A 22,512-nucleotide genomic window follows, 5' to 3' on the forward strand; every position below is an offset into this window, starting at 1 on the left:
TACCTCTTAAACATTCCTGTTGGGAGCAGTGTTCCCTGCTCCAGCCCACCTGAACAGGCCAGAAGCAAAAAGAAAACCGACCCGGGAGCAACGCCCCAGGTCAGCAGCAATTTTTCAATTTGATACGCATTTTACCGCGAAGTTCACTATGGGTCATCGTTTACTTTACAGTGCCATGCACCGTAGTATGACGGTTTGTTTTCGGGTTGTTAGCGCGAGATTATGCGATTTTCCAGTTTTATCATCGGATTGACTACCAGTATAACGTTCACCGTTCAGGCCGCGAATGTTGATGAGTACATTAATCAACTGCCCGCCGGCGCGAACCTTGCCCTGATGGTGCAGAAGGTTGGCGCGCAGGCTCCCGAGATTGACTATCACAGTCAACAGATGGCGCTGCCTGCCAGTACCCAGAAGGTGATCACTGCCCTCGCCGCCCTGCTCCAGCTCGGGCCTGACTTCCGTTTTACTACCACCCTTGAAACCAGAGGTAACGTTGAGGGTGGCGAACTGAAAGGCGATCTTATCGCCCGTTTTGGTGGCGATCCCACCTTTAAGCGCCAGGATGTCCGCAACATGGTGGCGGTACTGAAAAAATCCGGCGTAACAAAAATTGATGGCAACGTGCTGATCGACACCTCCATTTTCGCCAGCCACGATAAAGCGCCTGGCTGGCCATGGAACGACATGACGCAGTGCTTTAGCGCCCCGCCAGCCGCCGCCATCGTTGACCGTAACTGCTTCTCCGTATCGCTTTACAGCGCGCCAAAACCCAATGACTTAGCGTTTATCCGCGTGGCGTCTTACTACCCGGTCACGATGTTCAGCCAGGTGCGGACGCTGGCGAAAGGCTCCCCGGAGGCACAGTATTGTGAGCTCGACGTGGTACCGGGCGATCTCAATCGCTATACGCTCACCGGCTGCCTGACCCAGCGGGCCGATCCCCTCCCGCTGGCCTTTGCCATTCAGGATGGCGCAGGCTATGCCGGTGCCATTTTTAAAGATGAACTGAAGCAGGCGGGCATAACCTACACCGGAACGCTGCTGCGCCAGACGCAGGTGAATGAACCAGGCACGGTGATTGCCAGCAAACAGTCCGCGCCACTGCATGATTTGCTTAAGATTATGCTGAAAAAGTCGGATAACATGATTGCCGACACGGTGTTCCGTATGATCGGGCACGCGCGCTTTGGTGTGCCAGGAACCTGGCGGGCCGGTTCTGATGCCGTACGTCAGATCCTGCGCCAGCAGGCGGGTATCGATCTGGGCAATACGATCGCTGTCGACGGTTCCGGTTTATCGCGCCATAACCTGATCTCACCGGCCACCATGATGCAGGTGTTGCAGTACATCGCTCAGCATGACGCTGAGCTAAACTTTATTACAATGCTGCCGCTCGCCGGACACGATGGGTCACTTCAGTACCGTGCGGGCCTTCACGCTGCAGGCGTGGATGGCAAAGTGTCAGCCAAAACGGGTTCCCTGCAGGGCGTTTACAACCTTGCCGGTTTTATCACGACAGCCAGCGGGCAACGCATGGCCTTTGTGCAGTATCTGTCCGGCTATGCCGTCGAACCGGCTGACCAGCGCAATCGTCGTATTCCACTGGTGCGTTTCGAAAGCAGGCTCTATAAGGACATCTACCAGAATAACTAGCGATGAAACTACTGATAGTTGAAGACGATCTGTTATTACAGGAAGGGTTAGCGCTGGCGCTGGGGAATGAGGGCTACGCCCTGGATTGTGCCGCCACGGCGGCTGAAGCAGATGCCTTGATCCAGAGCGGAGAATACAGCCTTGTGATCCTGGATTTGGGACTGCCGGATAAAGACGGCGCGACGCTGCTCTGCCAGTGGCGTCGTCGCGGAGTGGAGAATCCCGTATTGATTCTTACCGCCCGCGATGCCATTGAAGACAGAATTAACGGGCTGGATTCTGGCGCTGACGATTATCTGGTAAAACCCTTCGCCCTTGCCGAGCTACAGGCTCGCGTACGGGCGTTGATCCGCCGCTATCAGGGCCACAGCGACAACCTGCTGACGGACGGGGATATCACCCTCAATCTGCAAACTCAGCAGGTGCTGCGCCAGTCTCAGCCTGTGGAAGTGACCCCAAAAGAGTTCGCTCTGCTGACGCGTCTGATCATGCGCAGCGGGCAGACCGTGCACCGTGAAACGCTGCAACAGGACATCTACTCCTGGCAGGACGATCCAGGATCAAACACGCTTGAAGTTCACATTCATAATCTGCGCCGCAAGCTCGGTAAAGATCGCATCAAAACCGTACGTGGCGTGGGTTACCGTCTGGAGAGCCAGAAATGAACAGTATGCGCCGGCGATTAATGGTGTTGCTGGCGGTTATACTGCTATTTTTTCAACTGGTTAGCGTAGTCTGGCTGTGGCATGAGAGCCGCGAGCAAATCGGTTTTCTGGTGAACGAAACATTGTCTGCGAAAGCGCGCAACAACCATGTCGAAAAAGAGATCCGCGAAGCCATTGCCTCCCTGCTGGTCCCTTCTCTGGTGATGGTCGGTTTTACCCTGTTCTTCTCATTCTGGGCCGTCACCTGGATCACCCGACCACTCAACAAACTTCGCGTCAGCCTTGCGAACCGTTCGGCGGATAATCTGACTCCCCTGCCGATGTATTCTGATATGGAAGAGATAGGCGCTGTGACCACATCGCTCAATCAACTCCTCGCCCGGCTGGATCACACTATTCAACAGGAACGCCTGTTTACCGCCGATGCGGCACACGAGTTACGTACGCCGCTTGCGGGGATCAGGCTCCATCTGGAACTGATGGCTCAGTCCGGTTCCCCTCAGGCCACGCCACTGATAAACCGGATCGATCAGTTGATGCACACGGTGGAACAGCTGCTGATGCTGGCGCGTGCCGGACAGGCGATGGCCAGCGGCCATTACGATACCGTGAACTGGACTGAGACGATCATTGCTCCGCTTAACCTGGAGCATGAAGCCAAAGAGCATACGGTGATATGGCCGGCCCACAGCGCGCTGACGGTTCAGGGGGACGCCGTCCTGTTACGTCTGATGCTAAGGAACCTTCTGGAGAATGCCGCCCGCTACAGCCCGGCAGGCACAACCATTGAAGTGGCATTAACAGCGACGGAGAGCGGTACCCGGGTGAGCGTTACCGATCAGGGGCCGGGTATTGATGAGGCACACCGCCAGTCGATCACCGAACCTTTCCGACGTCTCGACCAGCGCTACGGCGGCAGCGGCCTTGGGCTGAGCATCGTACAGCGTATCGTACAGCTCCATCATGGCAATTTAACGCTGGAGAACGGCGCTGCGGGCGGCCTCATCGCCAGCTGTTGGTTACCGGCGAAAATAGGATAAAAAAAGCCCCGTTAAGGGGCTTTATACTGAAGTTAGTGCTTGTAGATGAACTCGACGCCTTCTTCGTCGTCTTCATCCCAGTCATCGTCCCAGTCTTCATCATCTTCATCCGCTTCCAGCTCTTCGAGCTGCTGGCGGTGGTAGTCATCCCACATGAATTCAACTTTTTCAGGCTGTTTTGCCTCTTCTGCCTGAACAACCGGATTCTCGATGATAAAGGTCATCACATCCCAGCAGAGATCTTTCACGCCAACCTGGCTGGCGGCAGAGATCAGGTAGTACTTATCTTCCCAACCCATCGCTTCGGCAATCGCTTTAGCTTTCGCTTCAGCTTCCGCTTTATCCATCAGGTCGATCTTGTTAAATACCAGCCAGCGCGGTTTTTGCGCCAGTTTTTCACTGTATTTCTCCAGCTCACCGATAATGATACGGGCGTTTTCAACCGGATCGGAACCGTCGATTGGATCGATGTCGATGAGGTGCAACAGTACGCGACAACGCTCAAGGTGCTTCAGGAAGCGAATCCCCAGACCGGCGCCTTCTGCTGCCCCTTCAATCAGACCCGGGATGTCAGCGATCACGAAGCTCTTCTCGTTATCCATACGGACAACGCCCAGGCTCGGTACCAGCGTCGTAAACGGATAATCCGCCACTTTTGGTTTCGCCGCAGAGACCGCACGGATAAACGTCGATTTACCGGCGTTTGGCATACCCAGCATCCCCACATCCGCCAGCAGCATCAGTTCCAGTTGCAGGTCGCGCTTATCACCCGGGGTACCCATGGTTTTCTGACGCGGGGTACGGTTAACGGAAGATTTGAAACGGCTGTTACCCAGACCGTGCCAGCCGCCTTTCGCCACCATCAGGCGCTGACCGTGTTTGGTCATATCACCCATGGTTTCGCCCGTGCCCTGATCGATGACACGCGTACCTACCGGCACTTTGATCGTCACGTCTTTACCGCGTTTACCGGTACAGTCGCGGCTCTGGCCATTCTGCCCACGTTCGGCGCGGAAAGATTTTTCGAAACGGTAGTCGATCAGCGTGTTGAGGTTTTCATCCGCCTCCAGCCACACGTCGCCACCGTCCCCACCGTCACCGCCGTCAGGACCGCCACGAGGAATATATTTTTCACGGCGGAAGCTTACACAACCGTTACCGCCATCACCTGCCACGACCAGAATCGTCGCTTCATCAACAAACTTCATTTTACTCTCCGTAACTCATTCGCCTGAGCGGGGGACTATTACAACCGCTTCATTTTTGCGCCAACGCCCCCAGAGACGATGACCAATGGCGGAATACATCGCGCCCGCAACCACGACAAACGCACCGAGATAACCCAACAGGTTGAGCATCGGCTTGACGAAGACATCGGGCCAGGCCATTGATAACAAATCTGAAAATAACAGCGTAAACAGCGGGGTAAGCGTGATTAAGGCGCTAACCTGTGCTGCCTGCCAGCGCGCCATAGCTTCAGCCAGCGCGCCATAACCGACCAGCGTGTTCAGCCCACAAAAAATGAGGCACGCCAGTTGCCAGTCGCTGAGCTGGGTAATCACCCCCGGCTTAGCTAACGGCAATAATGCCAGTGTACACAAAGTGTACAGCAAAAAGAGGATCTGCTGTGAGGCAAGACGACGCAATAACACCTTTTGCGCGACGCCATAACTCACCCAGACCGTTGCTGCACCCACCCCAAAAATGACACCCCAGGTGTAATCCGTCAGGCGGGTAAAAATCTCGATCAGACTGGTGTTAAAGAACATCACCAGACCGCAAAGCAACATGCTTGCCCCGATGATCTGCGTACCGCGCATCTTCTCCTTGAGGATGAATACGCTGGCGACCATCATGCCGACCGGTGATAGCTGACCAATCACCTGAGACGCTGTAGGGCTAAGATATTGCAGGGAAGAGCTGAACAGAATGAAGTTACCGAACAGACCGCCCGTCGCGATAGCCAATAACACCAGCCAGCGCGGTTTTCGGAAGATGCGCAGCGGTGGCAGCTTACCTTTGACGGCCAGAATGGCGCCCAGGCCTATACTTGCCATCAGGAAGCGATAAAACACCACCGTGGGCGGTTCCATCACTTCCAGTACCTGCTTCATTGCAATTGGCAGTGCACCCCAGCACATCGCGGTAGTGAGCGCCAAAAGAATACCAATGCCGGCCTGCTGCTTCATGCCCGTTTTCCCTACAGAAAATTTTCCGGGTTTCCAATGTAAAAAGCCCCGCAACACGTTGCGGGGCTTTAATCCGTTACCGGACCGAGAAAACCTTACTCAGCAACGATGCTGATGTATTTACGGTTGTTCGGGCCTTTAACTTCAAATTTCACTTTACCGTCTGCTTTAGCAAACAGAGTGTGGTCACGACCGCAACCTACGTTGGTACCCGCGTGGAACTTGGTGCCACGCTGACGAACGATGATGCTACCCGCCAGAACGGATTCGCCACCGAAACGCTTAACGCCCAGGCGTTTAGCTTCTGAATCGCGACCGTTACGTGTGGAGCCGCCAGCCTTTTTATGTGCCATTTAAATCTCTCCTCAGGTCTTAGGCGCTGATGCCAGTAATTTTCACATCAGTGAACCACTGACGGTGGCCCTGCTGCTTACGATAGTGTTTACGACGACGAAACTTAACGATTTTAACTTTCTCGCCACGACCGTGAGCAACAACTTCAGCTTTGATAACGCCGCCATCAACGAAAGGAACGCCGATTTTGACTTCTTCACCGTTTGCGATCATCAGAACTTCAGCGAACTCAACAGATTCGCCAGTTGCGATGTCCAGCTTTTCCAGGCGAACGGTCTGACCTTCGCTTACTCGGTGTTGTTTACCACCACTTTGGAAAACCGCGTACATATAAACTCCGCTTCCGCGCACATCCTCGAATGATTCAGAGTGCGCTATAAATATTCACAATAGGGCGCGAATATTACGCAAAACGCGAGCCTTTGACAAGTGCTACCATCAATACATGAAGAAAAAAAACACAACACGTACGGTAACGTTTATCTGAGCCATTTTTTCAGTACAATCAGCAATACTATTTATAAACCGAAACCCTTTGTGTACCCATCTCGTGTGGGATAAACAGGATAAAAAGCCCGGCTTTTGCGATGAATTTAGAAAAAATCAATGAGTTAACCGCGCAAGATATGGCGGGTGTGAATGCAGCAATCCTGGAGCAACTCAACTCTGACGTTCAGCTGATCAATCAGTTGGGCTATTACATCGTCAGCGGCGGCGGTAAACGTATTCGTCCGATGATTGCCATTCTGGCCGCACGCGCGGTTGGCTATCAGGGAAATGCCCACGTCACGATCGCGGCGCTGATCGAATTTATCCACACCGCCACCCTGCTTCATGACGATGTTGTGGATGAATCAGACATGCGTCGTGGCAAAGCCACCGCCAATGCCGCGTTTGGTAATGCGGCAAGCGTTCTGGTAGGGGATTTTATCTATACCCGAGCCTTCCAGATGATGACCAGCCTTGGCTCGCTGAAGGTGCTGGAAGTGATGTCAGAAGCCGTAAACGTTATCGCTGAAGGCGAAGTCCTACAGTTGATGAACGTCAACGACCCGGATATCACCGAAGAAAACTATATGCGGGTGATTTACAGCAAGACCGCACGTCTGTTTGAAGCCGCCGCGCAGTGCTCCGGCATTCTGGCAGGCTGTAGCGAAGCTCAGGAAAAAGGGCTTCAGGACTACGGCCGTTACCTCGGCACCGCGTTCCAGCTGATTGATGATTTGCTGGACTACAGCGCGGATGGCGAAACGCTCGGTAAAAACGTTGGCGATGACCTGAACGAAGGCAAGCCAACGCTGCCGCTGCTCCACGCGATGCGCAATGGCACACCAGAGCAGGCGAAAATGATCCGGGAGGCTATCGAGCAGGGAAATGGTCGCCATCTTCTGGAACCGGTACTGGAAACAATGGCCATCTGTGGTTCCCTTGAATGGACGCGTCAGCGTGCTGAAGAAGAAGCAGACAAAGCCATCGCCGCAATTCAGGTCATTCCCGACAGCCCATGGCGTGATGCGCTAATCGGCCTCGCGCACATCGCCGTCCAGCGCGACCGTTAATCCCCTCCTCATCTCCCTGCGATCTCGTAGGGAGGTTCCAGTACGCACCAATAAATTACATTTACGCGTAAGCTCATCAGGTTACAGGCCGTATGTATAAAGCCGTGCCTTATTCTGAATATTGCTTCTCGTAACATGAACTTTTTAGAACAGATGTTCGAAGTGAGTATAGTAATGCTGTCTTTTCACACGAAACGACGTGGACGATAACGAACACAAGGACAGCATTATGGATACAAAATTCATCGACTGGCATTCTGCTGACATTATTGCGGCACTGCGTAAAAAAGGAACTTCGCTGGCTGCCGAATCACGTCGTCATGGGCTGAGCTCGTCGACGCTGGCAAACGCCCTGACCCGCCCATGGCCGAAGGGGGAACTGATTATCGCGACGGCGCTGGATACGCATCCGTGGGTGATATGGCCGTCACGCTACCACGATCCCATCACCCATGAATTTATCGACAGAACGCGCATGATGCGCCAGAGCAAAACGAAGAAAGCGCATCAGGACTGATGCACCCGGATTTACAGGAACAGCAATCCCCCGGCCTGTTCTGGCAGGGGGGTGCCGGAACGATTACTCGCCCTTCACACGCTCGATATTCGCACCCAGCGCGCGCAGTTTGTCTTCAATACGCTCGTAACCACGATCGATGTGGTAGATACGATCGACAACGGTAGTCCCTTCCGCAATACAACCTGCCAGTACGAGGCTCGCAGATGCGCGCAGATCGGTCGCCATCACCTGCGCACCGGACAGTTTTTCAACGCCGTGGCAAATTACCGTGTTGCTTTCAATCTCAGCATGCGCACCCATACGGATCAGTTCCGGTACGTGCATGAAACGGTTTTCGAAGATGGTTTCCGTGATGAAGCCCGTGCCTTCGGCCACCAGGTTCAACAGCGTGAACTGTGCCTGCATATCCGTCGGGAATGCCGGATGTGGCGCAGTACGCACGTTAACGGCTTTAGGACGCTGCCCGTGCATATCCAGGCTGATCCAGTCTTCACCGATTTCAATGTCCGCACCCGCATCGCGCAGCTTCGCCAGCACCGCATCCAGGGTATCCGGCTGGGCGTTACGGCAGACAATCTTACCGCCAGAAATGGCCGCGGCTACCAGGAAAGTACCGGTTTCGATACGGTCTGGCAGTACGCGATAGACACCCCCGCCCAGACGTTCAACGCCTTCGATGGTGATACGGTCTGTGCCCTGCCCGCTGATCTTCGCTCCCAGCGCGACCAGGAAGTTTGCAGTATCCACAATCTCCGGTTCACGCGCGGCGTTTTCGATGATCGTGGTCCCTTCTGCCAGCGTAGCAGCCGACATGATGGTGACCGTTGCGCCCACGCTCACTTTGTCCATGACAATGTGCGCGCCTTTCAGGCGACCATTGACGGACGCTTTAACGTACCCCTCTTCCAGCTTGATCTCCGCGCCCAGCTTTTCCAGACCGAAGATATGCAGGTCGACTGGACGGGCGCCGATAGCGCATCCGCCCGGCAGTGAAACCTGTCCCTGACCGAAACGCGCAACCAGCGGGCCAAGCGCCCAGATGGAAGCACGCATGGTTTTCACCAGCTCATACGGCGCTGAGAAGTTGTTCACGTTGCTGGCATCGATCCAGACGGAACCGTTACGCTCCACTTTGGTGCCCAACTGGCCGAGCAACTTCATGGTCGTGTCGATATCTTTCAGCTTCGGTACGTTCTGGATCTCTACCGGCTCTTCTGCGAGCAGCGCAGCGAAAAGAATGGGCAGCGCGGCGTTTTTAGCGCCAGAAATTGTGACTTCGCCCTGGAGACGCGTGGGTCCCTGTACACGAAATTTATCCATCGTTTGCTCTCTTATAAATTCAACCGTGCTGCGGGCGCTTCGCCCTCAGCTCAAAAACCGTTTAGTTTGCGATCGCGTGCCCACTCCTGTGGGGTGAACGCTTTAATCGACAGGGCGTGGATGCGGTTATCCGCAATGTATTCCATCAGCGGCGCGTACACAGCCTGCTGTTTCTTCACGCGACTCATTCCGTCGAACATCTCACCCACAGCAATAACCTGGAAGTGACTGCCATCGCCAGAGACGTGGGCTTCCTGAAGGGAGAGTGCATTCATCAGCACTGTCTGGATTTCATTATTTTCCATGGGGTCTACATCATCTGATAGTGAAAACAAGCTCAACATCTTAGAGCAAAGTGGCGCGGTCTTAAACAAGCAAAAAGCCCCGACGCGTAAACTGTCGGGGCTTTCGGAAGTAACGTACTGAAAAAGTTAGCGAGGTAATACGTCTTCAGGCAAATTGTAAAGCTGTGCAAGGGTTACGACATTATCGCTTACCCCCGTCAGGGTGACGCTACTCCCCTGCTTTTTGCCCGTGGCCACCAGGTGCGCCAGCAGGGCGATACCGGCGGTATCTACCCGCGTGACGCCATGGAGATCAATCAACGTCACGCCCTGCATCGCGTTATGGCGAGCGTCCCACAGCGGGTTAAGCAGATCCTGATCCAGCTCTCCCGTCAGCGTCAACGTCTCGCCGTCACGCGCCCAGCTAAGCTGCTGTGACATTACTTCTTCTCGTCCAGGGTAATTTTCTGACGAGAGATGGACTGAAGCTGAGCCGTCAGGCCATCGATGCCTTTGGTGCGCAGCAGATCGCTCCACTCGTTCTGTTTAGTGGTGATCATGCTGACGCCTTCAGCGATCATGTCGTACGCCTGCCAGTTTCCGGTCTGGCTGTTTTTACGCCACTGGAAGTCCAGGCGTACCGGTGGACGACCGTTTGGATCGATAATCGTCACGCGGATAGGAATGATGGTGGCATCGCCCAGCGGCTGTTCAGGGGCAATCTGATAGGTCTGCCCGTGGTACATCGCCAGCGCCTGGCCGTAAGCCTGTTTCAGGTATTCACGGAACGCCGCAAAGTAAGCCTCGCGCTGCGCCGGGGTCGCGTCTTTGTAGTAACGGCCCAGCACCAGTGCGCCCGCGTACTTGATCTGCACATACGGCAGCAGCTCCTGATCCACCACATCGCGCAGATAATCAGGGTTAGAACGGATTTTGGGCTGTTCGTTTTTAAGACGGTCGAAGGTTTTCTTCGCGGCCTCATCCATCAGTTTGTACGGGTTACTCTGATCCGCAGCGTGCGCCGCGGTTAGAGGGGCAATGACCAGCATGGCAACCATTAACAGTCGTTTAAACATGAATGACTTCTCCTGAAATTAATTCGTCGCGCCTGGCGTCGGTTCGACGTTGGTGTGGTCTTCACTCTGCGCAGGGGCATCGTCAGACTTTTTATCATCCCCTTTACTGTTGTAAAGGAACTGACCAATCATATCTTCCAGCACCATCGCTGACTTGGTATCCTGGATTACGCTACCGTCTTTAAGGATAGACGTTCCCAGCTCAGGATCTTCAAAACCAACGTTAAGGGCCAGATATTGCTCCCCCAGCAGGCCAGAGGTGCGGATAGAGAGCGAGCTGGTGTCCGGAATGTGGTTATAGCGTTCTTCGATATCCATTGCGACGCGCGGCAGATAGGTTTTCTCATCAAGCGTAATGTCAGCGACACGTCCAATAACGACGCCACCAATACGGACCGGTGAGCGCGCCTTCAGGCCGCCGATATTATCGAAAGTCGCGTAGACGCGATACGTCGGCTCGGTGCGAACAGAGGTGATGTCCGCCGCGCGCAGGCAGATAAACAGCGCGGCCAGCAGCGCCAGAAGCAAAAACACGCCAACCCAAATTTCATTTTTTCTCGTTTGCATGAACTCAATTCCCAAACATCAGTGCGGTGAGCACAAAATCCAGACCTAAAACGGCCAGCGACGAATGTACGACAGTACGCGTCGTTGCACGGCTAATGCCCGCCGACGTCGGAATGGCATCGTAACCATTAAACAACGCAATCCAGGTAACCGTCACAGCGAAAACCACGCTCTTGATCAGACAGTTCACCAGATCCATCCGCAGATCGATGGCGTCCTGCATGGCAGACCAGAAGAACCCGGCATCAATGCCTTTCCAGTTGACGCCAACCAGCGCGCCTCCCCAGATACCTACCGCCACAAAGAGGATAGTCAGTAACGGCAAGGAGATAACCCCGGCCCAGAAGCGCGGCGAGATCACCCGGCGCAGCGGATCGACCGCCATCATCTCCATACTGGAGAGCTGCTCTGTGGCGCGCATCAGGCCAATTTCAGCCGTCAGCGCTGATCCGGCACGCCCGGCGAACAGCAGCGCTGCTACAACCGGCCCGAGTTCACGCAGCAGCGAGAGCGCCACCAGCATGCCAAGGCTGGTTTCCGCGCTGTAGGTTGTCAGCACCAGATACCCCTGCAACCCCAGCACCATGCCAATAAAAAGACCCGACACGATGATGATAAGCATCGACAGCACGCCGACGTTATAAAGCTGCCGCACCAGTAACGGCGCATGCTTGCGGAACTCCGGTTTGCCAACCAGCGCGTTGAACAACATTAATCCGGCACGCCCGAACGTACTGATGGTTTTTAGGCCACGGTGTCCAAGACCCGCCAACGCATTTAACAGCATGAGTGGATTAACTCCCTATTCCCAGTAAATCGTCATGATAGTCGCCCGCCGGATAGCGGAAAGGCACCGGCCCATCTGCGATACCGTCCAGGAACTGCCGCACGCGCGGATCGCCATTCTCCTGCAACGCCTGAGCGCTGCCGTGGGCGACGATCTTTTTGTCAGCCACAATATAGGCGTAATCAGCAATGCTCAGCACTTCCGGCACGTCGTGGGAAACCACCACGCAGGTGACGCCAAGGGCGCTGTTCAGCTCCGAGATTAACTTCACCAGCACGCCCATGGTGATAGGGTCCTGCCCAACGAACGGTTCATCGAACATGATTAAATCGGGTTCCAGGGCAATAGCACGCGCCAGCGCGGCGCGGCGCGCCATCCCACCCGAGAGTTCGGACGGCATAAGTTTCGCAGCCCCCCGCAACCCCACGGCTTCAAGCTTCATCATCACCGTGCTGTGCAACAGCGCAGGAGGAAGATGGGTATGCTCACGCAGCGGATAGGCCACGTTGTCAAATACGTTCATATCGGTGAATAGCGCACCCGACTGAAAGAGCATGCTCATCCGTTTGCGAACCGTGTAGAGGCGCGAGCGAGACATCTCCGGGACGTTTTCACCGTCGAAGAGAATTTCGCCGCTATCAGGGGGGATTTGCCCGCCGATAAGACGCAGCAACGTCGTTTTACCGATCCCTGACGGCCCCATGATGGCGGTGATTTTACCGCGCGGCACGGTCAGCGAAATATCATCAAATATCACCCGGTTGCCGCGAGAAAAACTGACGCCCCGGACATCGACTATATTCGCCATCGTTTGGCTCATTTATGGTTCCTTACTTACCTTGCTTCACTGCTGGCATGAAGCGTAAATCAGCCCTAAACCCCGCATTTTTACAGAATATTCACTATTGGGGTTAGCGAAAGCTGGCATTTGTTTTACTTTTCCGGCGCATAAAGTCAAAATTAGGAATTCGTCACGTCTCAGACTTCATCTGGCGCTAAAATTCGTGCGCAGTGGACCAGCGAGTATACCTGAAGAAAGGACTTTTGATGCTTTTAGCAACAGCACTGTTAATAATTGGTTTACTGTTGGTGGTCTACAGTGCTGACCGTTTGGTCTTTGCCGCATCCATTCTCTGTCGACTCATTGGCATGCCGCCCATCATTATTGGGATGACGGTGGTCAGTGTAGGCACATCGCTTCCTGAAATCATCGTTTCTGTTTCAGCCTCGTTGCATGGCCAGGTCGACCTCGCTATTGGCACTGCGATTGGCTCTAACATCGTCAATATCTTGCTGATTTTAGGCTTAGCCGCATTACTGCATCCATTTCGCGTACATTCCGATGTTTTGCGTCGTGAATTGCCGCTAATGTTAGTCGTCAGTCTGCTGGCAGGCTATGTGCTTTATGACGGGGTGCTGAGCGTCGGTGACGGTATATTCCTGCTCGCCCTGGCCGTGATCTGGTTGCTTTACAGCGTGAAGATCGCACGTCTGGCGGAAAAACAGGGTAACGATAGCCTCACGCGTGAGCATCTCGCCGAACTGCCACGGGAAGGGACCTTACCCGTCGCCCTGCTGTGGCTGGGCGTCGCGCTGATCATAATGCCAATGGCCACGCGGATGGTGGTCGATAACGCGACGGTGCTGGCGAACGCGTTTGCGATGAGCGAACTGACAATCGGTCTGACGGTCATCGCCATCGGCACCAGCCTGCCAGAGCTGGCTACCGCCATCGCCGGGGCGCGTAAAGGGGAAGATGATATCGCCATCGGCAATATCATTGGCTCGAATATTTTCAATATCGCGATCGTGACGGGGCTGCCGGCATTAATCTCACCGGGGCCGTTTAACCCTATGGTCTTCACGCGCGATTACGGTGTGATGCTACTGGTCAGCGTAATTTTCGCCCTGCTCTGCTGGCGGCGAAAAGAGCAGATCGGCAAAGGCGCGGGCGCGCTGCTGACGGGTGGATTTATCGTATGGCTGGCGATGCTGTACTGGCTCTCGCCACTTCTCTCTGGGTAAACGGAAACGCATTATGTCGCAAATAGAATTGCAGCCGGGTTTTGACTTTCAGAAAGCAGGCAAAGACGTTCTGGAGATTGAACGTGAAGGTCTGGCGCAGTTAGATCAGTACATTAATCAGGATTTTAGTCTGGCCTGTGAGAAGATGTTCTACTGCGCCGGTAAAGTCGTGGTGATGGGGATGGGCAAATCCGGCCATATCGGGCGCAAAATGGCGGCGACCTTTGCCAGTACCGGCACGTCGTCATTCTTCGTTCATCCCGGTGAAGCCGCGCACGGTGACCTCGGCATGGTTACGCCGCAGGACGTGGTTATTGCGCTGTCCAACTCCGGGGAATCGAATGAAATCCTGGCGTTGATCCCGGTGCTGAAGCGTCTGCACGTACCGCTGATTTGCATGACCAGCCGCCCGGAAAGCAGCATGGCGCGTGCGGCAGATATTCACCTGTGCGTGAAGGTGCCGAAAGAAGCCTGTCCGCTGGGGCTGGCGCCGACCTCCAGCACAACCGCCGCGCTGGTGATGGGCGATGCCCTTGCCGTTGCGCTGCTGGAAGCCCGCGGTTTTACGCCTGAAGATTTCGCTCTGTCTCACCCCGGCGGCGCGCTCGGGCGCAAACTGCTGCTGCGGGTCAACGATATTATGCACACCGGGGATGAGATCCCGCACGTCAGCAAAGAGGCCTCTTTGCGCGACGCGTTACTGGAGATCACCCGTAAAAACCTGGGCATGACGGTTATCTGCGACGATCTGATGAAGATTCAGGGCATTTTCACCGACGGCGACCTGCGCCGGGTATTCGATATGGGTGTGGATGTCCGAACGCTGGGCATCGCTGATGTAATGACACCCGGCGGGATCCGCGTCCGTCCGGGCACGCTGGCGGTAGATGTACTGAACCTGATGCAGTCCCGTCATATTACCTCAGTGATGGTTGCCGATGGCGACCAACTGCTGGGTGTGGTACATATGCATGATCTGCTGCGCGCTGGCGTAGTGTAATGAAGGATAAGACAATGAGTAATGCGGGTGCATCCCTTGCAACCTGTTATGGCCCGGTGAGCGCCCACATGATGGCAAAGGCGGAAAATATCCGCCTGCTGATCCTCGATGTGGATGGTGTGCTCTCCGACGGTCTGATTTATATGGGCAATAACGGCGAAGAGCTGAAAGCCTTTAACGTTCGCGACGGTTACGGTATCCGCTGTGCGCTCACGTCCGGTATTGAAGTTGCAATCATCACCGGGCGGAAAGCTAAACTGGTAGAAGATCGGTGTGAAACGCTGGGCATTACCCATCTCTATCAGGGGCAGTCTGATAAGATGGTAGCCTTCCGGGATCTGTTGGGAAAACTGGCCATTGCACCAGAGAATGTGGCATACGTCGGGGATGATTTGATCGACTGGCCAGTCATGGCGGAGGTGGGTCTGAGCATCGCCGTGGCTGACGCGCACCCGCTGCTGATCCCGCGTGCTGATTATGTTACCCATATTCACGGTGGCCGCGGCGCCGTCCGTGAAGTCTGCGATCTGCTTCTGCTGGCGCAGGGCAAGCTTGATGAGGCGAAAGGGCAATCGATATGAGTAAAACCAGACGTTGGGTTATCATTCTGCTTGCGCTTGTCGCCCTGGTACTGATTGGCGTAAACCTCGCTGACCGCGAAGATACGCAAGCGGAAGTGGTTAACACGAGCGACCCGACCTATAAAAGCGATCACAGCGACACCGTGGTCTATAGCCCGGAAGGCGCGCTGAACTATCGCCTCGTTGCTCAGCATGTAGAATATTTTTCAGATGACGGTACTTCGTGGTTTACCCAACCGGTCATGACCACCTTTGATACGGACAAAGTGCCGACGTGGTCTATCAAGTCTGACCGGGCAAAACTGACAAATGACCGTATGCTTTACCTGTATGGTCACGTTGAGGTCAACGCCCTGACCGCTGACGCGCAACTGCGAAAAATTACGACGGATAACGCCCAGATCAACCTGGTCACCCAGGATGTCACGTCGCAGGATTTAGTCACCCTGTATGGCACAACATTTAATTCCAGCGGTTTAAGAATGCGCGGGAACTTACGCAGCAAAAACGCCGAGCTGATTGAAAAGGTTAGAACCTCCTATGAAATTCAAAACAAACAAACTCAGCCTTAAAGTTGTTATCGCCAGCGCGCTGCTGGCGGCCAGTCTTCCCGCGCTTGCTGTGACTGGCGATACCGAACAGCCGATTCATATTGAATCCGATACCCAGTCTCTGGATATGCAGGGTAACGTCGTCACCTTTACCGGCAACGTGGTCATGACCCAGGGCACCATCAAAATCAACGCCGACAAAGTGGTCGTTACCCGACCGGGCGGCGAGCAGGGCAAAGAGATTATCGATGGTTATGGTAACCCGGCCACCTTCTACCAGATGCAGGACAACGGCAAGCCGGTGAAAGGCCATGCCTCGCATATGCACTATGAACTGGCGAAGGATCTGGTCATCCTGACCGGTAATGCTTACCTGGAACAGCTGGACAGCAATATCAAAGGCGACAAAATCACTTATCTGGTGAAAGAGCAGAAAATGCAGGCCTCCAGTGAAAAAGGCAAACGCGTCACGACCGTTCTTGTGCCTTCGCAATTGCAGGACAAGAACAACGGCCAGGCTCCGGCACAGAAAAAGAGTAACTAATTCGTTATGGCAACTTTAACTGCAAAAAACCTCGCGAAAGCGTATAAGGGCCGCCGCGTCGTCGAAGATGTCAGTCTGACCGTCAACTCCGGCGAAATCGTGGGTTTGCTTGGCCCTAACGGGGCGGGTAAAACCACGACCTTCTACATGGTGGTGGGCATCGTCCCGCGTGACGCCGGCAACATCATCATCGATGATGAAGATATCAGCCTGCTGCCACTGCATGCCCGCGCGCGTCGTGGCATCGGCTATCTGCCGCAGGAAGCCTCCATCTTCCGCCGCTTAAGCGTGTTCGACAACCTGATGGCCGTGCTTCAGATCCGTGACGATCTGACCAGCGAGCAGCGCACTGACCGTGCGAACGAGCTGATGGAAGAGTTTCATATTGAACATCTGCGTGACAGCCTCGGTCAGGCGCTGTCCGGTGGTGAACGCCGCCGCGTTGAGATTGCGCGCGCGCTGGCAGCAAACCCGAAATTTATCCTCCTGGATGAACCGTTTGCGGGCGTTGACCCCATCTCCGTTATCGATATCAAACGTATTATTGAGCACCTGCGCGACAGCGGGCTTGGCGTGCTGATCACGGACCACAACGTTCGTGAAACGCTGGCCGTGTGTGAGCGCGCCTACATAGTGAGCCAGGGCCATCTGATTGCCCACGGTACGCCGCAGCAAATCCTCGAAGATGAGCATGTTAAGCGCGTGTACCTTGGGGAAGACTTCAGACTCTGATAGGGTAGAGGTTAAGTCACGCCGAACCGGAGAAAAACGCTCTGAACATGAAGCAAGGTTTGCAATTACGGCTCAGCCAGCAACTGGCCATGACGCCGCAGCTACAACAGGCAATCCGTCTGTTGCAGCTGTCCACGTTAGAACTCCAGCAGGAGCTCCAGCAGGCGCTGGACAGCAATCCGCTGCTGGAGCAAACCGATCTTCATGACGAGGTAGACGCTCAGCAGACGCAGGACACAGAAACGCTCGACTCCGTAGATGCGCTCGAACAGAAAGAGATGCCGGAGGAACTGCCGCTGGATGCCAGCTGGGATGAAATCTACACCGCGGGTACCCCTTCCGGGACGCGTGCAGATTACCAGGACGATGAACTCCCGGTCTACCAGGGCGAAACTACCCAGTCGCTTCAGGACTACCTGATGTGGCAGGTGGAGCTGACGCCTTTCTCCGATACCGATCGCGCCATTGCCACCTCGATTGTCGATGCCGTTGACGACACGGGCTATTTGACCGTGACGCTGGACGAGATTCTGGAAAGCATCGGCGATGACGAGATTGAACTGGAAGAGATCGAAGCCGTCCTGAAACGCGTTCAGCGTTTCGACCCGATTGGCGTCGCCGCGAAAGATCTGCGCGACTGCCTTCTGATCCAGCTTTCGCAGTTTGCCAAAGAGACACCGTGGATTGATGAAGCCCGGCTCATCATCAGCGAGCATCTGGATTTGCTGGCAAATCACGACTTCCGCACCCTGATGCGCGTCACGCGCCTCAAAGAAGAGGTGCTGAAGGAAGCGGTGAATCTGATCCAGTCACTCGATCCGCGTCCGGGGCAATCTATCCAGACCAGCGAACCGGAATACGTTATTCCTGATGTGCTGGTGAGAAAACACAATGGCCGCTGGGTCGTTGAACTGAACGCCGACAGCATTCCTCGCCTGCAAATCAACCAGCAATACGCCTCCATGTGCACCAGCGCCCGTAACGACGCTGATAATCAATACATTCGCAGCAACCTTCAGGAAGCACGCTGGTTGATTAAGAGTCTGGAAAGCCGTAATGACACGCTGCTGCGCGTCAGCCGCTGTATTGTCGAACAGCAGCAGGCATTCTTTGAGCAGGGCGAAGAATTTATGAAACCGATGGTGCTGGCGGACATCGCCCAGGCCGTCGAGATGCATGAATCAACCATTTCCCGCGTGACCACGCAGAAGTATCTGCACAGCCCACGCGGTATTTTTGAGCTTAAGTATTTCTTCTCCAGCCACGTGAACACCGAAGGCGGCGGCGAAGCCTCGTCAACGGCTATTCGCGCACTGGTGAAGAAGTTGATCGCCGCGGAGAACCCCGCGAAGCCACTCAGTGACAGTAAGTTAACCACCATGCTGTCCGATCAGGGTATTATGGTGGCACGCCGTACTGTCGCGAAGTATCGAGAGTCTTTATCCATTCCGCCGTCTAACCAGCGTAAACAACTGGTTTGACACAACCGATAAGGAAGACACTATGCAGCTCAATATCACCGGACATAACGTCGAAATTACTGAGGCTTTACGCGATTTTGTAAACGCTAAGTTCGCGAAACTCGAGCAGTATTTCGAGAGGATCAACCAGGTCTATGTTGTGTTGAAAGTGGAGAAAGTGACGCATATCTCGGATGCGACCCTGCACGTCAACGGAGGGGAACTTCATGCCAGTGCGGAAGGGCAAGACATGTACGCGGCTATCGACGGCTTGATTGATAAGCTTGCGAGACAGCTCAATAAACATAAAGATAAACTGAAACAACACTAATTGTCCGGGCAGTTAACGGGTGCAGGACGGCCTGTTGTGAAACACAACAGGCCATTTGTACAGTTAGCGCTTAGGTGAAATTATGATAAACAACGATTCCGCTCTTCAACTGAGCAATGTCCTTAACCAGGATTGTACCCGCAGTGGCGTTCACTGCCAGAGCAAAAAACGTGCGCTGGAAATCATCAGTGAGCTGGCCGCAAAACAGCTGGGTCTGCCGCCGCAGATCGTGTTTGAAGCCATTCTGACCCGTGAAAAAATGGGCAGTACCGGCATCGGCAATGGCATTGCGATCCCGCATGGCAAGCTGGAAGAAGATACGCTGCGTGCCGTGGGGGTGTTTGTGCAACTGGAAACGCCTATCGCTTTTGACGCCATCGATAACCAGCCTGTGGATCTGCTCTTCGCGCTGCTGGTTCCTGCCGATCAGACCAAAACCCACCTGCACACGCTGTCGCTGGTTGCCAAACGTCTGGCGGATAAAACCATTTGTCGTCGACTGCGCTCAGCTCAAAGTGATGAAGAGCTTTATCAAATTATCACTGAAGCAGAAGGCAATCAGGATGAGGCATAATCGGGAAAGGGCCTTCAGAACGGCTTCCCTGAGGAGAAACGGAACATGGTGCTGATGATCGTCAGCGGTCGTTCGGGGTCCGGGAAGTCCGTGGCCCTGCGCGCGCTGGAAGACATGGGATTTTACTGCGTAGATAACCTGCCGGTAGTGCTGTTACCCGATCTGGCGCGGACGCTGGCGGACAGGCAAATCTCTGCCGCCGTCAGTATTGACGTGCGTAACATGCCGGAATCGCCGGAAATCTTCGAGCAGGCAATGAACAGCCTGCCGGAGTGCTTCTCGCCTCAGCTCTTGTTCCTGGATGCTGACCGCAACACGCTGATCCGCCGTTACAGCGATACACGTCGTTTGCACCCGCTCTCGAGTAAAAATCTTTCGCTGGAAAGCGCCATCGATAAAGAGAGCGATCTGCTTGAGCCGCTGCGTTCCCGGGCCGACCTGATTGTCGACACTTCAGAAATGTCCGTCCACGAGCTGGCGGAAATGCTGCGTACTCGCTTACTCGGCAAGCGCGAGCGCGAACTGACGATGGTGTTTGAATCCTTCGGCTTTAAGCACGGTATCCCTATCGATGCGGATTACGTTTTTGATGTGCGTTTCCTGCCGAACCCACACTGGGATCCGAAACTGCGTCCGATGACCGGTCTGGATAAGCCGGTGGCGGCGTTCCTCGACCGACACACAGAAGTACACAATTTTATCTACCAGACGCGAAGCTACCTTGAGCTATGGTTACCTATGCTGGAGACAAACAATCGTAGCTACCTGACGGTGGCGATTGGCTGTACCGGCGGTAAACATCGTTCGGTCTACATTGCCGAACAGCTGGCCGATTACTTCCGCTCACGCGGGAAGAACGTTCAGTCCCGTCATCGCACGCTGGAAAAACGCAAAACATGACCGTAAAACAGACCGTCGAAATCACCAATAAGCTGGGCATGCATGCGCGCCCGGCGATGAAGCTGTTTGAACTGATGCAGGGTTTTGATGCTGAGGTGCTGCTGCGCAACGATGAGGGAACCGAGGCAGAAGCCAACAGCGTGATTGCGCTGCTGATGCTGGATTCTGCCAAAGGCCGCCAGATTGAAGTTGAAGCCACCGGCCCGCAGGAAGAAGAAGCGCTGGCGGCAGTGATTGCCCTGTTTAACGCCGGGTTTGACGAAGATTAACGTTCGCCACGTCGGCGGGTAGCGCTGCGCTTACCCGCTTTACATAAGATTATTTCGCTCCATAAACCCTTCCCCACCCAGCTGACGCATCTGGCGCATAATCCACGCCTGGCGGCTTCGCACGTAGCCTGACGGCGCGCTGGCCTTAAAACGCAGCGGGTTCGGCAGCACGGCGGCAAGCAGTGCCGCTTCGGACATAGTCAGCCTGCTGGCGGGCTTGCCAAAATAGCGCTGCGATGCCGCTTCGACGCCAAACACGCCGTCACCAAACTCCGCGATATTCAGGTAAACAGTCAAAATGCGTTTTTTGCTCCACACCGTCTCGACGCCCAGCGTCAGCCCGGTCTCCAGCCCTTTTCTCACCCAGCTGCGACCGTCCCATAAGAACAGGTTTTTTACCGTCTGCTGGGAAAGCGTCGACGCACCGCGGACGCGGTTTTCATGACGTTCATTATGATCCAGCGCCTTCTCGATAGCCGCCACGTCAAAACCCCAGTGCTCCGGGAATTTCTGATCTTCTGCCGCAATGACCGCCAGCCCCATCCACGGGGATATTTCATCCATGCCGACCCAGTCTGAGTGGGCAACATAGCCAAAATCACCCGAGAGCCAGGCGCTAATCTGCCGCTCTGCCATCACGGCCGAGAACGGGACGGGCAGGATGCTGAACAGCGCAATGCCTCCGCCCCAAAAAACGGCCAGGACCAGCACAATACGCAGCAGGATCCGTTTTAACCACCCGCCAGGGGATAATTTACGGCTCATTCGGTAAGAACCAGCACTCTGTCCACCAGCTTTTCAATGCCTGCAGCAGCCTCGGCAATGTTCTGCGCCAGCATATACGCCGGCGTGGTGACGATTTTATTGTCCTCATCCACCACAATGTCGTCTACCGGACATGGCACGTGTTCGCCGCCCATATCTTCGACAATTTCAGCAGTATCAATGTCGGTTCCGATCGTGAGCCGCAGCGGGAAATCAAAAATCTTCGGCAGCATGGCTGGCGCAATGCAGATAAAGCCCTGCGGCTTACCTGCCGCATGCATCGCCAGCGATAGCGCTTTTAAGTCGGTCTCGACCTGACACGCCGCGCCTTGCGTTGCAAACGTGCTCAGGTTTTTCGCCGCGCCAAAGCCGCCCGGCACGATGAGCGCATCTAGCTCAGCCGCATCGGCCTGTACCAGCGGATGAATATCCCCGCGCACAATACGTGCCGCTTCAATCAGCACGTTACGGCTTTCCGCCATTGGCTCGCCGGTAAGATGATTAACCACGTCTGCCTGCGTTTTATCCGGAGCGAAGCAGATAACGTCGGCCCCCTGGCGCGATAATGCCAGCAGCGTTAATACGGTTTCATGTATCTCTGAACCATCGTAAACGCCACATCCGCTCAGCACGACACCCACTTTCTTCATTCTGACGATCCTTCTATGCAACTCGCTGAAGCACATTAAAAATTCTGATTAAAACGCTATGCTTCACACATTTCACTGATTCATGTAACAAACTGTTTAAGATTTGCTATCTT

The 22,512-nt window shown here is 54.7% G+C and carries 29 protein-coding genes; 16 read left to right on the forward strand and 13 right to left on the reverse strand.

Annotation, left to right across the window (positions count from 1 at the left end; genetic code table 11):
• The first annotated feature begins 222 nt into the window (after positions 1–222).
• From dacB to pmrB, 3 genes are read left to right on the forward strand one after another with little or no spacing between them, the layout of a single operon-like run.
• A complete protein-coding gene (gene dacB, locus BFV65_RS18695) occupies positions 223–1,656 on the forward strand; it encodes a serine-type D-Ala-D-Ala carboxypeptidase (protein WP_003861817.1) in 1,434 nt (477 codons plus the stop codon).
• 2 nt (positions 1,657–1,658) lie between these two features.
• Complete coding sequence (gene pmrA, locus BFV65_RS18700) at positions 1,659–2,321, forward strand: two-component system response regulator PmrA (protein ID WP_003861819.1); 663 nt, start codon at positions 1,659–1,661, stop codon at positions 2,319–2,321.
• The gene (gene pmrB / locus BFV65_RS18705) at positions 2,318–3,361 is read left to right on the forward strand and encodes a two-component system sensor histidine kinase PmrB (protein WP_069596990.1); all 1,044 of its coding nucleotides are present in this window, start codon (positions 2,318–2,320) and stop codon (positions 3,359–3,361) included. The genes pmrA and pmrB overlap by 4 nt, the downstream gene beginning before the upstream one ends.
• A gap of 32 nt (positions 3,362–3,393) precedes the next feature.
• Here pmrB and cgtA read toward each other — a convergent pair whose 3' ends face one another.
• The 4 genes from cgtA to rplU all read right to left on the reverse strand — a co-directional run bounded on the left by cgtA (position 3,394) and on the right by rplU (position 6,234).
• Complete coding sequence (gene cgtA, locus BFV65_RS18710; protein ID WP_069596991.1) at positions 3,394–4,569, reverse strand: Obg family GTPase CgtA; 1,176 nt, start codon at positions 4,567–4,569, stop codon at positions 3,394–3,396.
• 15 nt (positions 4,570–4,584) lie between these two features.
• Complete coding sequence (locus tag BFV65_RS18715) at positions 4,585–5,550, reverse strand: DMT family transporter (protein ID WP_003861826.1); 966 nt, start codon at positions 5,548–5,550, stop codon at positions 4,585–4,587.
• Positions 5,551–5,645: 95 nt separating this feature from the next.
• Positions 5,646–5,903, reverse strand: a complete 258-nt coding sequence (gene rpmA / locus BFV65_RS18720) for a 50S ribosomal protein L27 (RefSeq protein ID WP_003861831.1) — start codon at positions 5,901–5,903, stop codon at positions 5,646–5,648.
• A gap of 19 nt (positions 5,904–5,922) precedes the next feature.
• Positions 5,923–6,234, reverse strand: coding sequence for a 50S ribosomal protein L21 (gene rplU / locus BFV65_RS18725; protein ID WP_003025032.1), 312 nt, complete (start codon positions 6,232–6,234; stop codon positions 5,923–5,925).
• 257 nt (positions 6,235–6,491) lie between these two features.
• Between rplU and ispB the strand changes: the two genes are divergently transcribed.
• Both ispB and sfsB read left to right on the forward strand, forming a co-directional pair.
• Positions 6,492–7,463, forward strand: a complete 972-nt coding sequence (ispB, locus tag BFV65_RS18730; RefSeq protein ID WP_006812126.1) for an octaprenyl diphosphate synthase — start codon at positions 6,492–6,494, stop codon at positions 7,461–7,463.
• Between the two features lie 229 nt (positions 7,464–7,692).
• Positions 7,693–7,980: a DNA-binding transcriptional regulator SfsB gene (sfsB, locus tag BFV65_RS18735; RefSeq protein WP_017382732.1), complete on the forward strand. Its 288-nt coding sequence runs from the start codon at positions 7,693–7,695 to the stop codon at positions 7,978–7,980.
• Positions 7,981–8,043: 63 nt separating this feature from the next.
• On the opposite strand, the gene murA is transcribed toward sfsB, so the two are convergent.
• The 7 genes from murA to mlaF all read right to left on the reverse strand — a co-directional run bounded on the left by murA (position 8,044) and on the right by mlaF (position 12,837).
• Positions 8,044–9,303, reverse strand: coding sequence for a UDP-N-acetylglucosamine 1-carboxyvinyltransferase (murA, locus tag BFV65_RS18740; protein WP_006812128.1), 1,260 nt, complete (start codon positions 9,301–9,303; stop codon positions 8,044–8,046).
• 50 nt (positions 9,304–9,353) lie between these two features.
• Complete coding sequence (gene ibaG, locus BFV65_RS18745; RefSeq protein WP_003861840.1) at positions 9,354–9,608, reverse strand: BolA family iron metabolism protein IbaG; 255 nt, start codon at positions 9,606–9,608, stop codon at positions 9,354–9,356.
• A gap of 126 nt (positions 9,609–9,734) precedes the next feature.
• A complete protein-coding gene (mlaB, locus tag BFV65_RS18750) occupies positions 9,735–10,028 on the reverse strand; it encodes a lipid asymmetry maintenance protein MlaB (RefSeq protein WP_022649525.1) in 294 nt (97 codons plus the stop codon).
• Entirely contained in the window at positions 10,028–10,663 is a 636-nt protein-coding gene (gene mlaC, locus BFV65_RS18755; protein ID WP_006812130.1) for a phospholipid-binding protein MlaC, read from the reverse strand. Before mlaC ends, mlaB begins: the two co-directional genes overlap by 1 nt.
• Before the next feature lie 18 nt (positions 10,664–10,681).
• Complete coding sequence (gene mlaD / locus BFV65_RS18760; protein ID WP_022649526.1) at positions 10,682–11,230, reverse strand: outer membrane lipid asymmetry maintenance protein MlaD; 549 nt, start codon at positions 11,228–11,230, stop codon at positions 10,682–10,684.
• A gap of 4 nt (positions 11,231–11,234) precedes the next feature.
• Positions 11,235–12,017, reverse strand: coding sequence for a lipid asymmetry maintenance ABC transporter permease subunit MlaE (mlaE, locus tag BFV65_RS18765; protein WP_003861848.1), 783 nt, complete (start codon positions 12,015–12,017; stop codon positions 11,235–11,237).
• Positions 12,018–12,024: 7 nt separating this feature from the next.
• Entirely contained in the window at positions 12,025–12,837 is an 813-nt protein-coding gene (gene mlaF, locus BFV65_RS18770) for a phospholipid ABC transporter ATP-binding protein MlaF (protein WP_022649527.1), read from the reverse strand.
• A gap of 227 nt (positions 12,838–13,064) precedes the next feature.
• Here mlaF and BFV65_RS18775 point away from each other — a divergent pair, with 227 nt between their 5' ends.
• The 11 genes from BFV65_RS18775 (at position 13,065) to npr (ending at position 20,984) form a co-directional block, all read left to right on the forward strand.
• Positions 13,065–14,042, forward strand: coding sequence for a calcium/sodium antiporter (locus BFV65_RS18775; protein ID WP_003861852.1), 978 nt, complete (start codon positions 13,065–13,067; stop codon positions 14,040–14,042).
• A 13-nt stretch (positions 14,043–14,055) separates the two neighbouring features.
• Positions 14,056–15,042 (forward strand): arabinose-5-phosphate isomerase KdsD, encoded by a 987-nt coding sequence (gene kdsD / locus BFV65_RS18780; protein WP_003861853.1) that lies wholly within the window; start codon positions 14,056–14,058, stop codon positions 15,040–15,042.
• Between the two features lie 14 nt (positions 15,043–15,056).
• Positions 15,057–15,623 (forward strand): 3-deoxy-manno-octulosonate-8-phosphatase KdsC, encoded by a 567-nt coding sequence (gene kdsC, locus BFV65_RS18785; RefSeq protein ID WP_017382729.1) that lies wholly within the window; start codon positions 15,057–15,059, stop codon positions 15,621–15,623.
• Positions 15,620–16,195 carry an LPS export ABC transporter periplasmic protein LptC gene (gene lptC / locus BFV65_RS18790; protein ID WP_022649529.1) on the forward strand — a complete coding sequence of 192 codons (576 nt, stop codon included), beginning with the start codon at positions 15,620–15,622 and terminating at the stop codon, positions 16,193–16,195. The genes kdsC and lptC overlap by 4 nt, the downstream gene beginning before the upstream one ends.
• On the forward strand, positions 16,164–16,718 hold the full coding sequence (gene lptA / locus BFV65_RS18795; RefSeq protein ID WP_006812136.1) for a lipopolysaccharide ABC transporter substrate-binding protein LptA: 555 nt from the start codon (positions 16,164–16,166) through the stop codon (positions 16,716–16,718). The genes lptC and lptA overlap by 32 nt, the downstream gene beginning before the upstream one ends.
• A 6-nt stretch (positions 16,719–16,724) precedes the next feature.
• Complete coding sequence (gene lptB, locus BFV65_RS18800) at positions 16,725–17,450, forward strand: LPS export ABC transporter ATP-binding protein (protein ID WP_003861862.1); 726 nt, start codon at positions 16,725–16,727, stop codon at positions 17,448–17,450.
• Positions 17,451–17,497: 47 nt separating this feature from the next.
• Positions 17,498–18,931 (forward strand): RNA polymerase factor sigma-54, encoded by a 1,434-nt coding sequence (gene rpoN / locus BFV65_RS18805; protein ID WP_022649530.1) that lies wholly within the window; start codon positions 17,498–17,500, stop codon positions 18,929–18,931.
• Between the two features lie 22 nt (positions 18,932–18,953).
• On the forward strand, positions 18,954–19,241 hold the full coding sequence (gene hpf, locus BFV65_RS18810) for a ribosome hibernation promoting factor (protein WP_014171818.1): 288 nt from the start codon (positions 18,954–18,956) through the stop codon (positions 19,239–19,241).
• 82 nt (positions 19,242–19,323) lie between these two features.
• The gene (gene ptsN / locus BFV65_RS18815; protein ID WP_003861869.1) at positions 19,324–19,815 is read left to right on the forward strand and encodes a PTS IIA-like nitrogen regulatory protein PtsN; all 492 of its coding nucleotides are present in this window, start codon (positions 19,324–19,326) and stop codon (positions 19,813–19,815) included.
• Between the two features lie 45 nt (positions 19,816–19,860).
• Positions 19,861–20,715, forward strand: a complete 855-nt coding sequence (gene rapZ, locus BFV65_RS18820; protein WP_003861870.1) for an RNase adapter RapZ — start codon at positions 19,861–19,863, stop codon at positions 20,713–20,715.
• A complete protein-coding gene (gene npr, locus BFV65_RS18825) occupies positions 20,712–20,984 on the forward strand; it encodes a PTS phosphocarrier protein NPr (protein WP_003861872.1) in 273 nt (90 codons plus the stop codon). The genes rapZ and npr overlap by 4 nt, the downstream gene beginning before the upstream one ends.
• Positions 20,985–21,023: 39 nt before the next feature.
• On the opposite strand, the gene mtgA is transcribed toward npr, so the two are convergent.
• Together mtgA and elbB are read right to left on the reverse strand one after the other, a co-directional pair.
• On the reverse strand, positions 21,024–21,749 hold the full coding sequence (gene mtgA, locus BFV65_RS18830; RefSeq protein WP_069596992.1) for a monofunctional biosynthetic peptidoglycan transglycosylase: 726 nt from the start codon (positions 21,747–21,749) through the stop codon (positions 21,024–21,026).
• Entirely contained in the window at positions 21,746–22,399 is a 654-nt protein-coding gene (gene elbB, locus BFV65_RS18835; RefSeq protein WP_069596993.1) for an isoprenoid biosynthesis glyoxalase ElbB, read from the reverse strand. The genes mtgA and elbB overlap by 4 nt, the downstream gene beginning before the upstream one ends.
• Positions 22,400–22,512 lie beyond the last annotated feature (113 nt).

This window comes from Enterobacter hormaechei subsp. hoffmannii, from assembly GCF_001729745.1.
GTDB lineage: Bacteria > Pseudomonadota > Gammaproteobacteria > Enterobacterales > Enterobacteriaceae > Enterobacter > Enterobacter intestinihominis.

Bases quoted from the DNA above. Each gene is read 5' to 3' on its own strand.
- dacB (WP_003861817.1), top strand. From the start codon at position 223: ATGCGATTTTCCAGTTTTATCATCGGATTGACTACCAGTATAACGTTC.
- pmrA (WP_003861819.1), top strand. From the start codon at position 1,659: ATGAAACTACTGATAGTTGAAGACGATCTGTTATTACAGGAAGGGTTA.
- pmrB (WP_069596990.1), top strand. From the start codon at position 2,318: ATGAACAGTATGCGCCGGCGATTAATGGTGTTGCTGGCGGTTATACTG.
- cgtA (WP_069596991.1), bottom strand. From the start codon at position 4,569: ATGAAGTTTGTTGATGAAGCGACGATTCTGGTCGTGGCAGGTGATGGC.
- BFV65_RS18715 (WP_003861826.1), bottom strand. From the start codon at position 5,550: ATGAAGCAGCAGGCCGGCATTGGTATTCTTTTGGCGCTCACTACCGCG.
- rpmA (WP_003861831.1), bottom strand. From the start codon at position 5,903: ATGGCACATAAAAAGGCTGGCGGCTCCACACGTAACGGTCGCGATTCA.
- rplU (WP_003025032.1), bottom strand. From the start codon at position 6,234: ATGTACGCGGTTTTCCAAAGTGGTGGTAAACAACACCGAGTAAGCGAA.
- ispB (WP_006812126.1), top strand. From the start codon at position 6,492: ATGAATTTAGAAAAAATCAATGAGTTAACCGCGCAAGATATGGCGGGT.
- sfsB (WP_017382732.1), top strand. From the start codon at position 7,693: ATGGATACAAAATTCATCGACTGGCATTCTGCTGACATTATTGCGGCA.
- murA (WP_006812128.1), bottom strand. From the start codon at position 9,303: ATGGATAAATTTCGTGTACAGGGACCCACGCGTCTCCAGGGCGAAGTC.
- ibaG (WP_003861840.1), bottom strand. From the start codon at position 9,608: ATGGAAAATAATGAAATCCAGACAGTGCTGATGAATGCACTCTCCCTT.
- mlaB (WP_022649525.1), bottom strand. From the start codon at position 10,028: ATGTCACAGCAGCTTAGCTGGGCGCGTGACGGCGAGACGTTGACGCTG.
- mlaC (WP_006812130.1), bottom strand. From the start codon at position 10,663: ATGTTTAAACGACTGTTAATGGTTGCCATGCTGGTCATTGCCCCTCTA.
- mlaD (WP_022649526.1), bottom strand. From the start codon at position 11,230: ATGCAAACGAGAAAAAATGAAATTTGGGTTGGCGTGTTTTTGCTTCTG.
- mlaE (WP_003861848.1), bottom strand. From the start codon at position 12,017: ATGCTGTTAAATGCGTTGGCGGGTCTTGGACACCGTGGCCTAAAAACC.
- mlaF (WP_022649527.1), bottom strand. From the start codon at position 12,837: ATGAGCCAAACGATGGCGAATATAGTCGATGTCCGGGGCGTCAGTTTT.
- BFV65_RS18775 (WP_003861852.1), top strand. From the start codon at position 13,065: ATGCTTTTAGCAACAGCACTGTTAATAATTGGTTTACTGTTGGTGGTC.
- kdsD (WP_003861853.1), top strand. From the start codon at position 14,056: ATGTCGCAAATAGAATTGCAGCCGGGTTTTGACTTTCAGAAAGCAGGC.
- kdsC (WP_017382729.1), top strand. From the start codon at position 15,057: ATGAGTAATGCGGGTGCATCCCTTGCAACCTGTTATGGCCCGGTGAGC.
- lptC (WP_022649529.1), top strand. From the start codon at position 15,620: ATGAGTAAAACCAGACGTTGGGTTATCATTCTGCTTGCGCTTGTCGCC.
- lptA (WP_006812136.1), top strand. From the start codon at position 16,164: ATGAAATTCAAAACAAACAAACTCAGCCTTAAAGTTGTTATCGCCAGC.
- lptB (WP_003861862.1), top strand. From the start codon at position 16,725: ATGGCAACTTTAACTGCAAAAAACCTCGCGAAAGCGTATAAGGGCCGC.
- rpoN (WP_022649530.1), top strand. From the start codon at position 17,498: ATGAAGCAAGGTTTGCAATTACGGCTCAGCCAGCAACTGGCCATGACG.
- hpf (WP_014171818.1), top strand. From the start codon at position 18,954: ATGCAGCTCAATATCACCGGACATAACGTCGAAATTACTGAGGCTTTA.
- ptsN (WP_003861869.1), top strand. From the start codon at position 19,324: ATGATAAACAACGATTCCGCTCTTCAACTGAGCAATGTCCTTAACCAG.
- rapZ (WP_003861870.1), top strand. From the start codon at position 19,861: ATGGTGCTGATGATCGTCAGCGGTCGTTCGGGGTCCGGGAAGTCCGTG.
- npr (WP_003861872.1), top strand. From the start codon at position 20,712: ATGACCGTAAAACAGACCGTCGAAATCACCAATAAGCTGGGCATGCAT.
- mtgA (WP_069596992.1), bottom strand. From the start codon at position 21,749: ATGAGCCGTAAATTATCCCCTGGCGGGTGGTTAAAACGGATCCTGCTG.
- elbB (WP_069596993.1), bottom strand. From the start codon at position 22,399: ATGAAGAAAGTGGGTGTCGTGCTGAGCGGATGTGGCGTTTACGATGGT.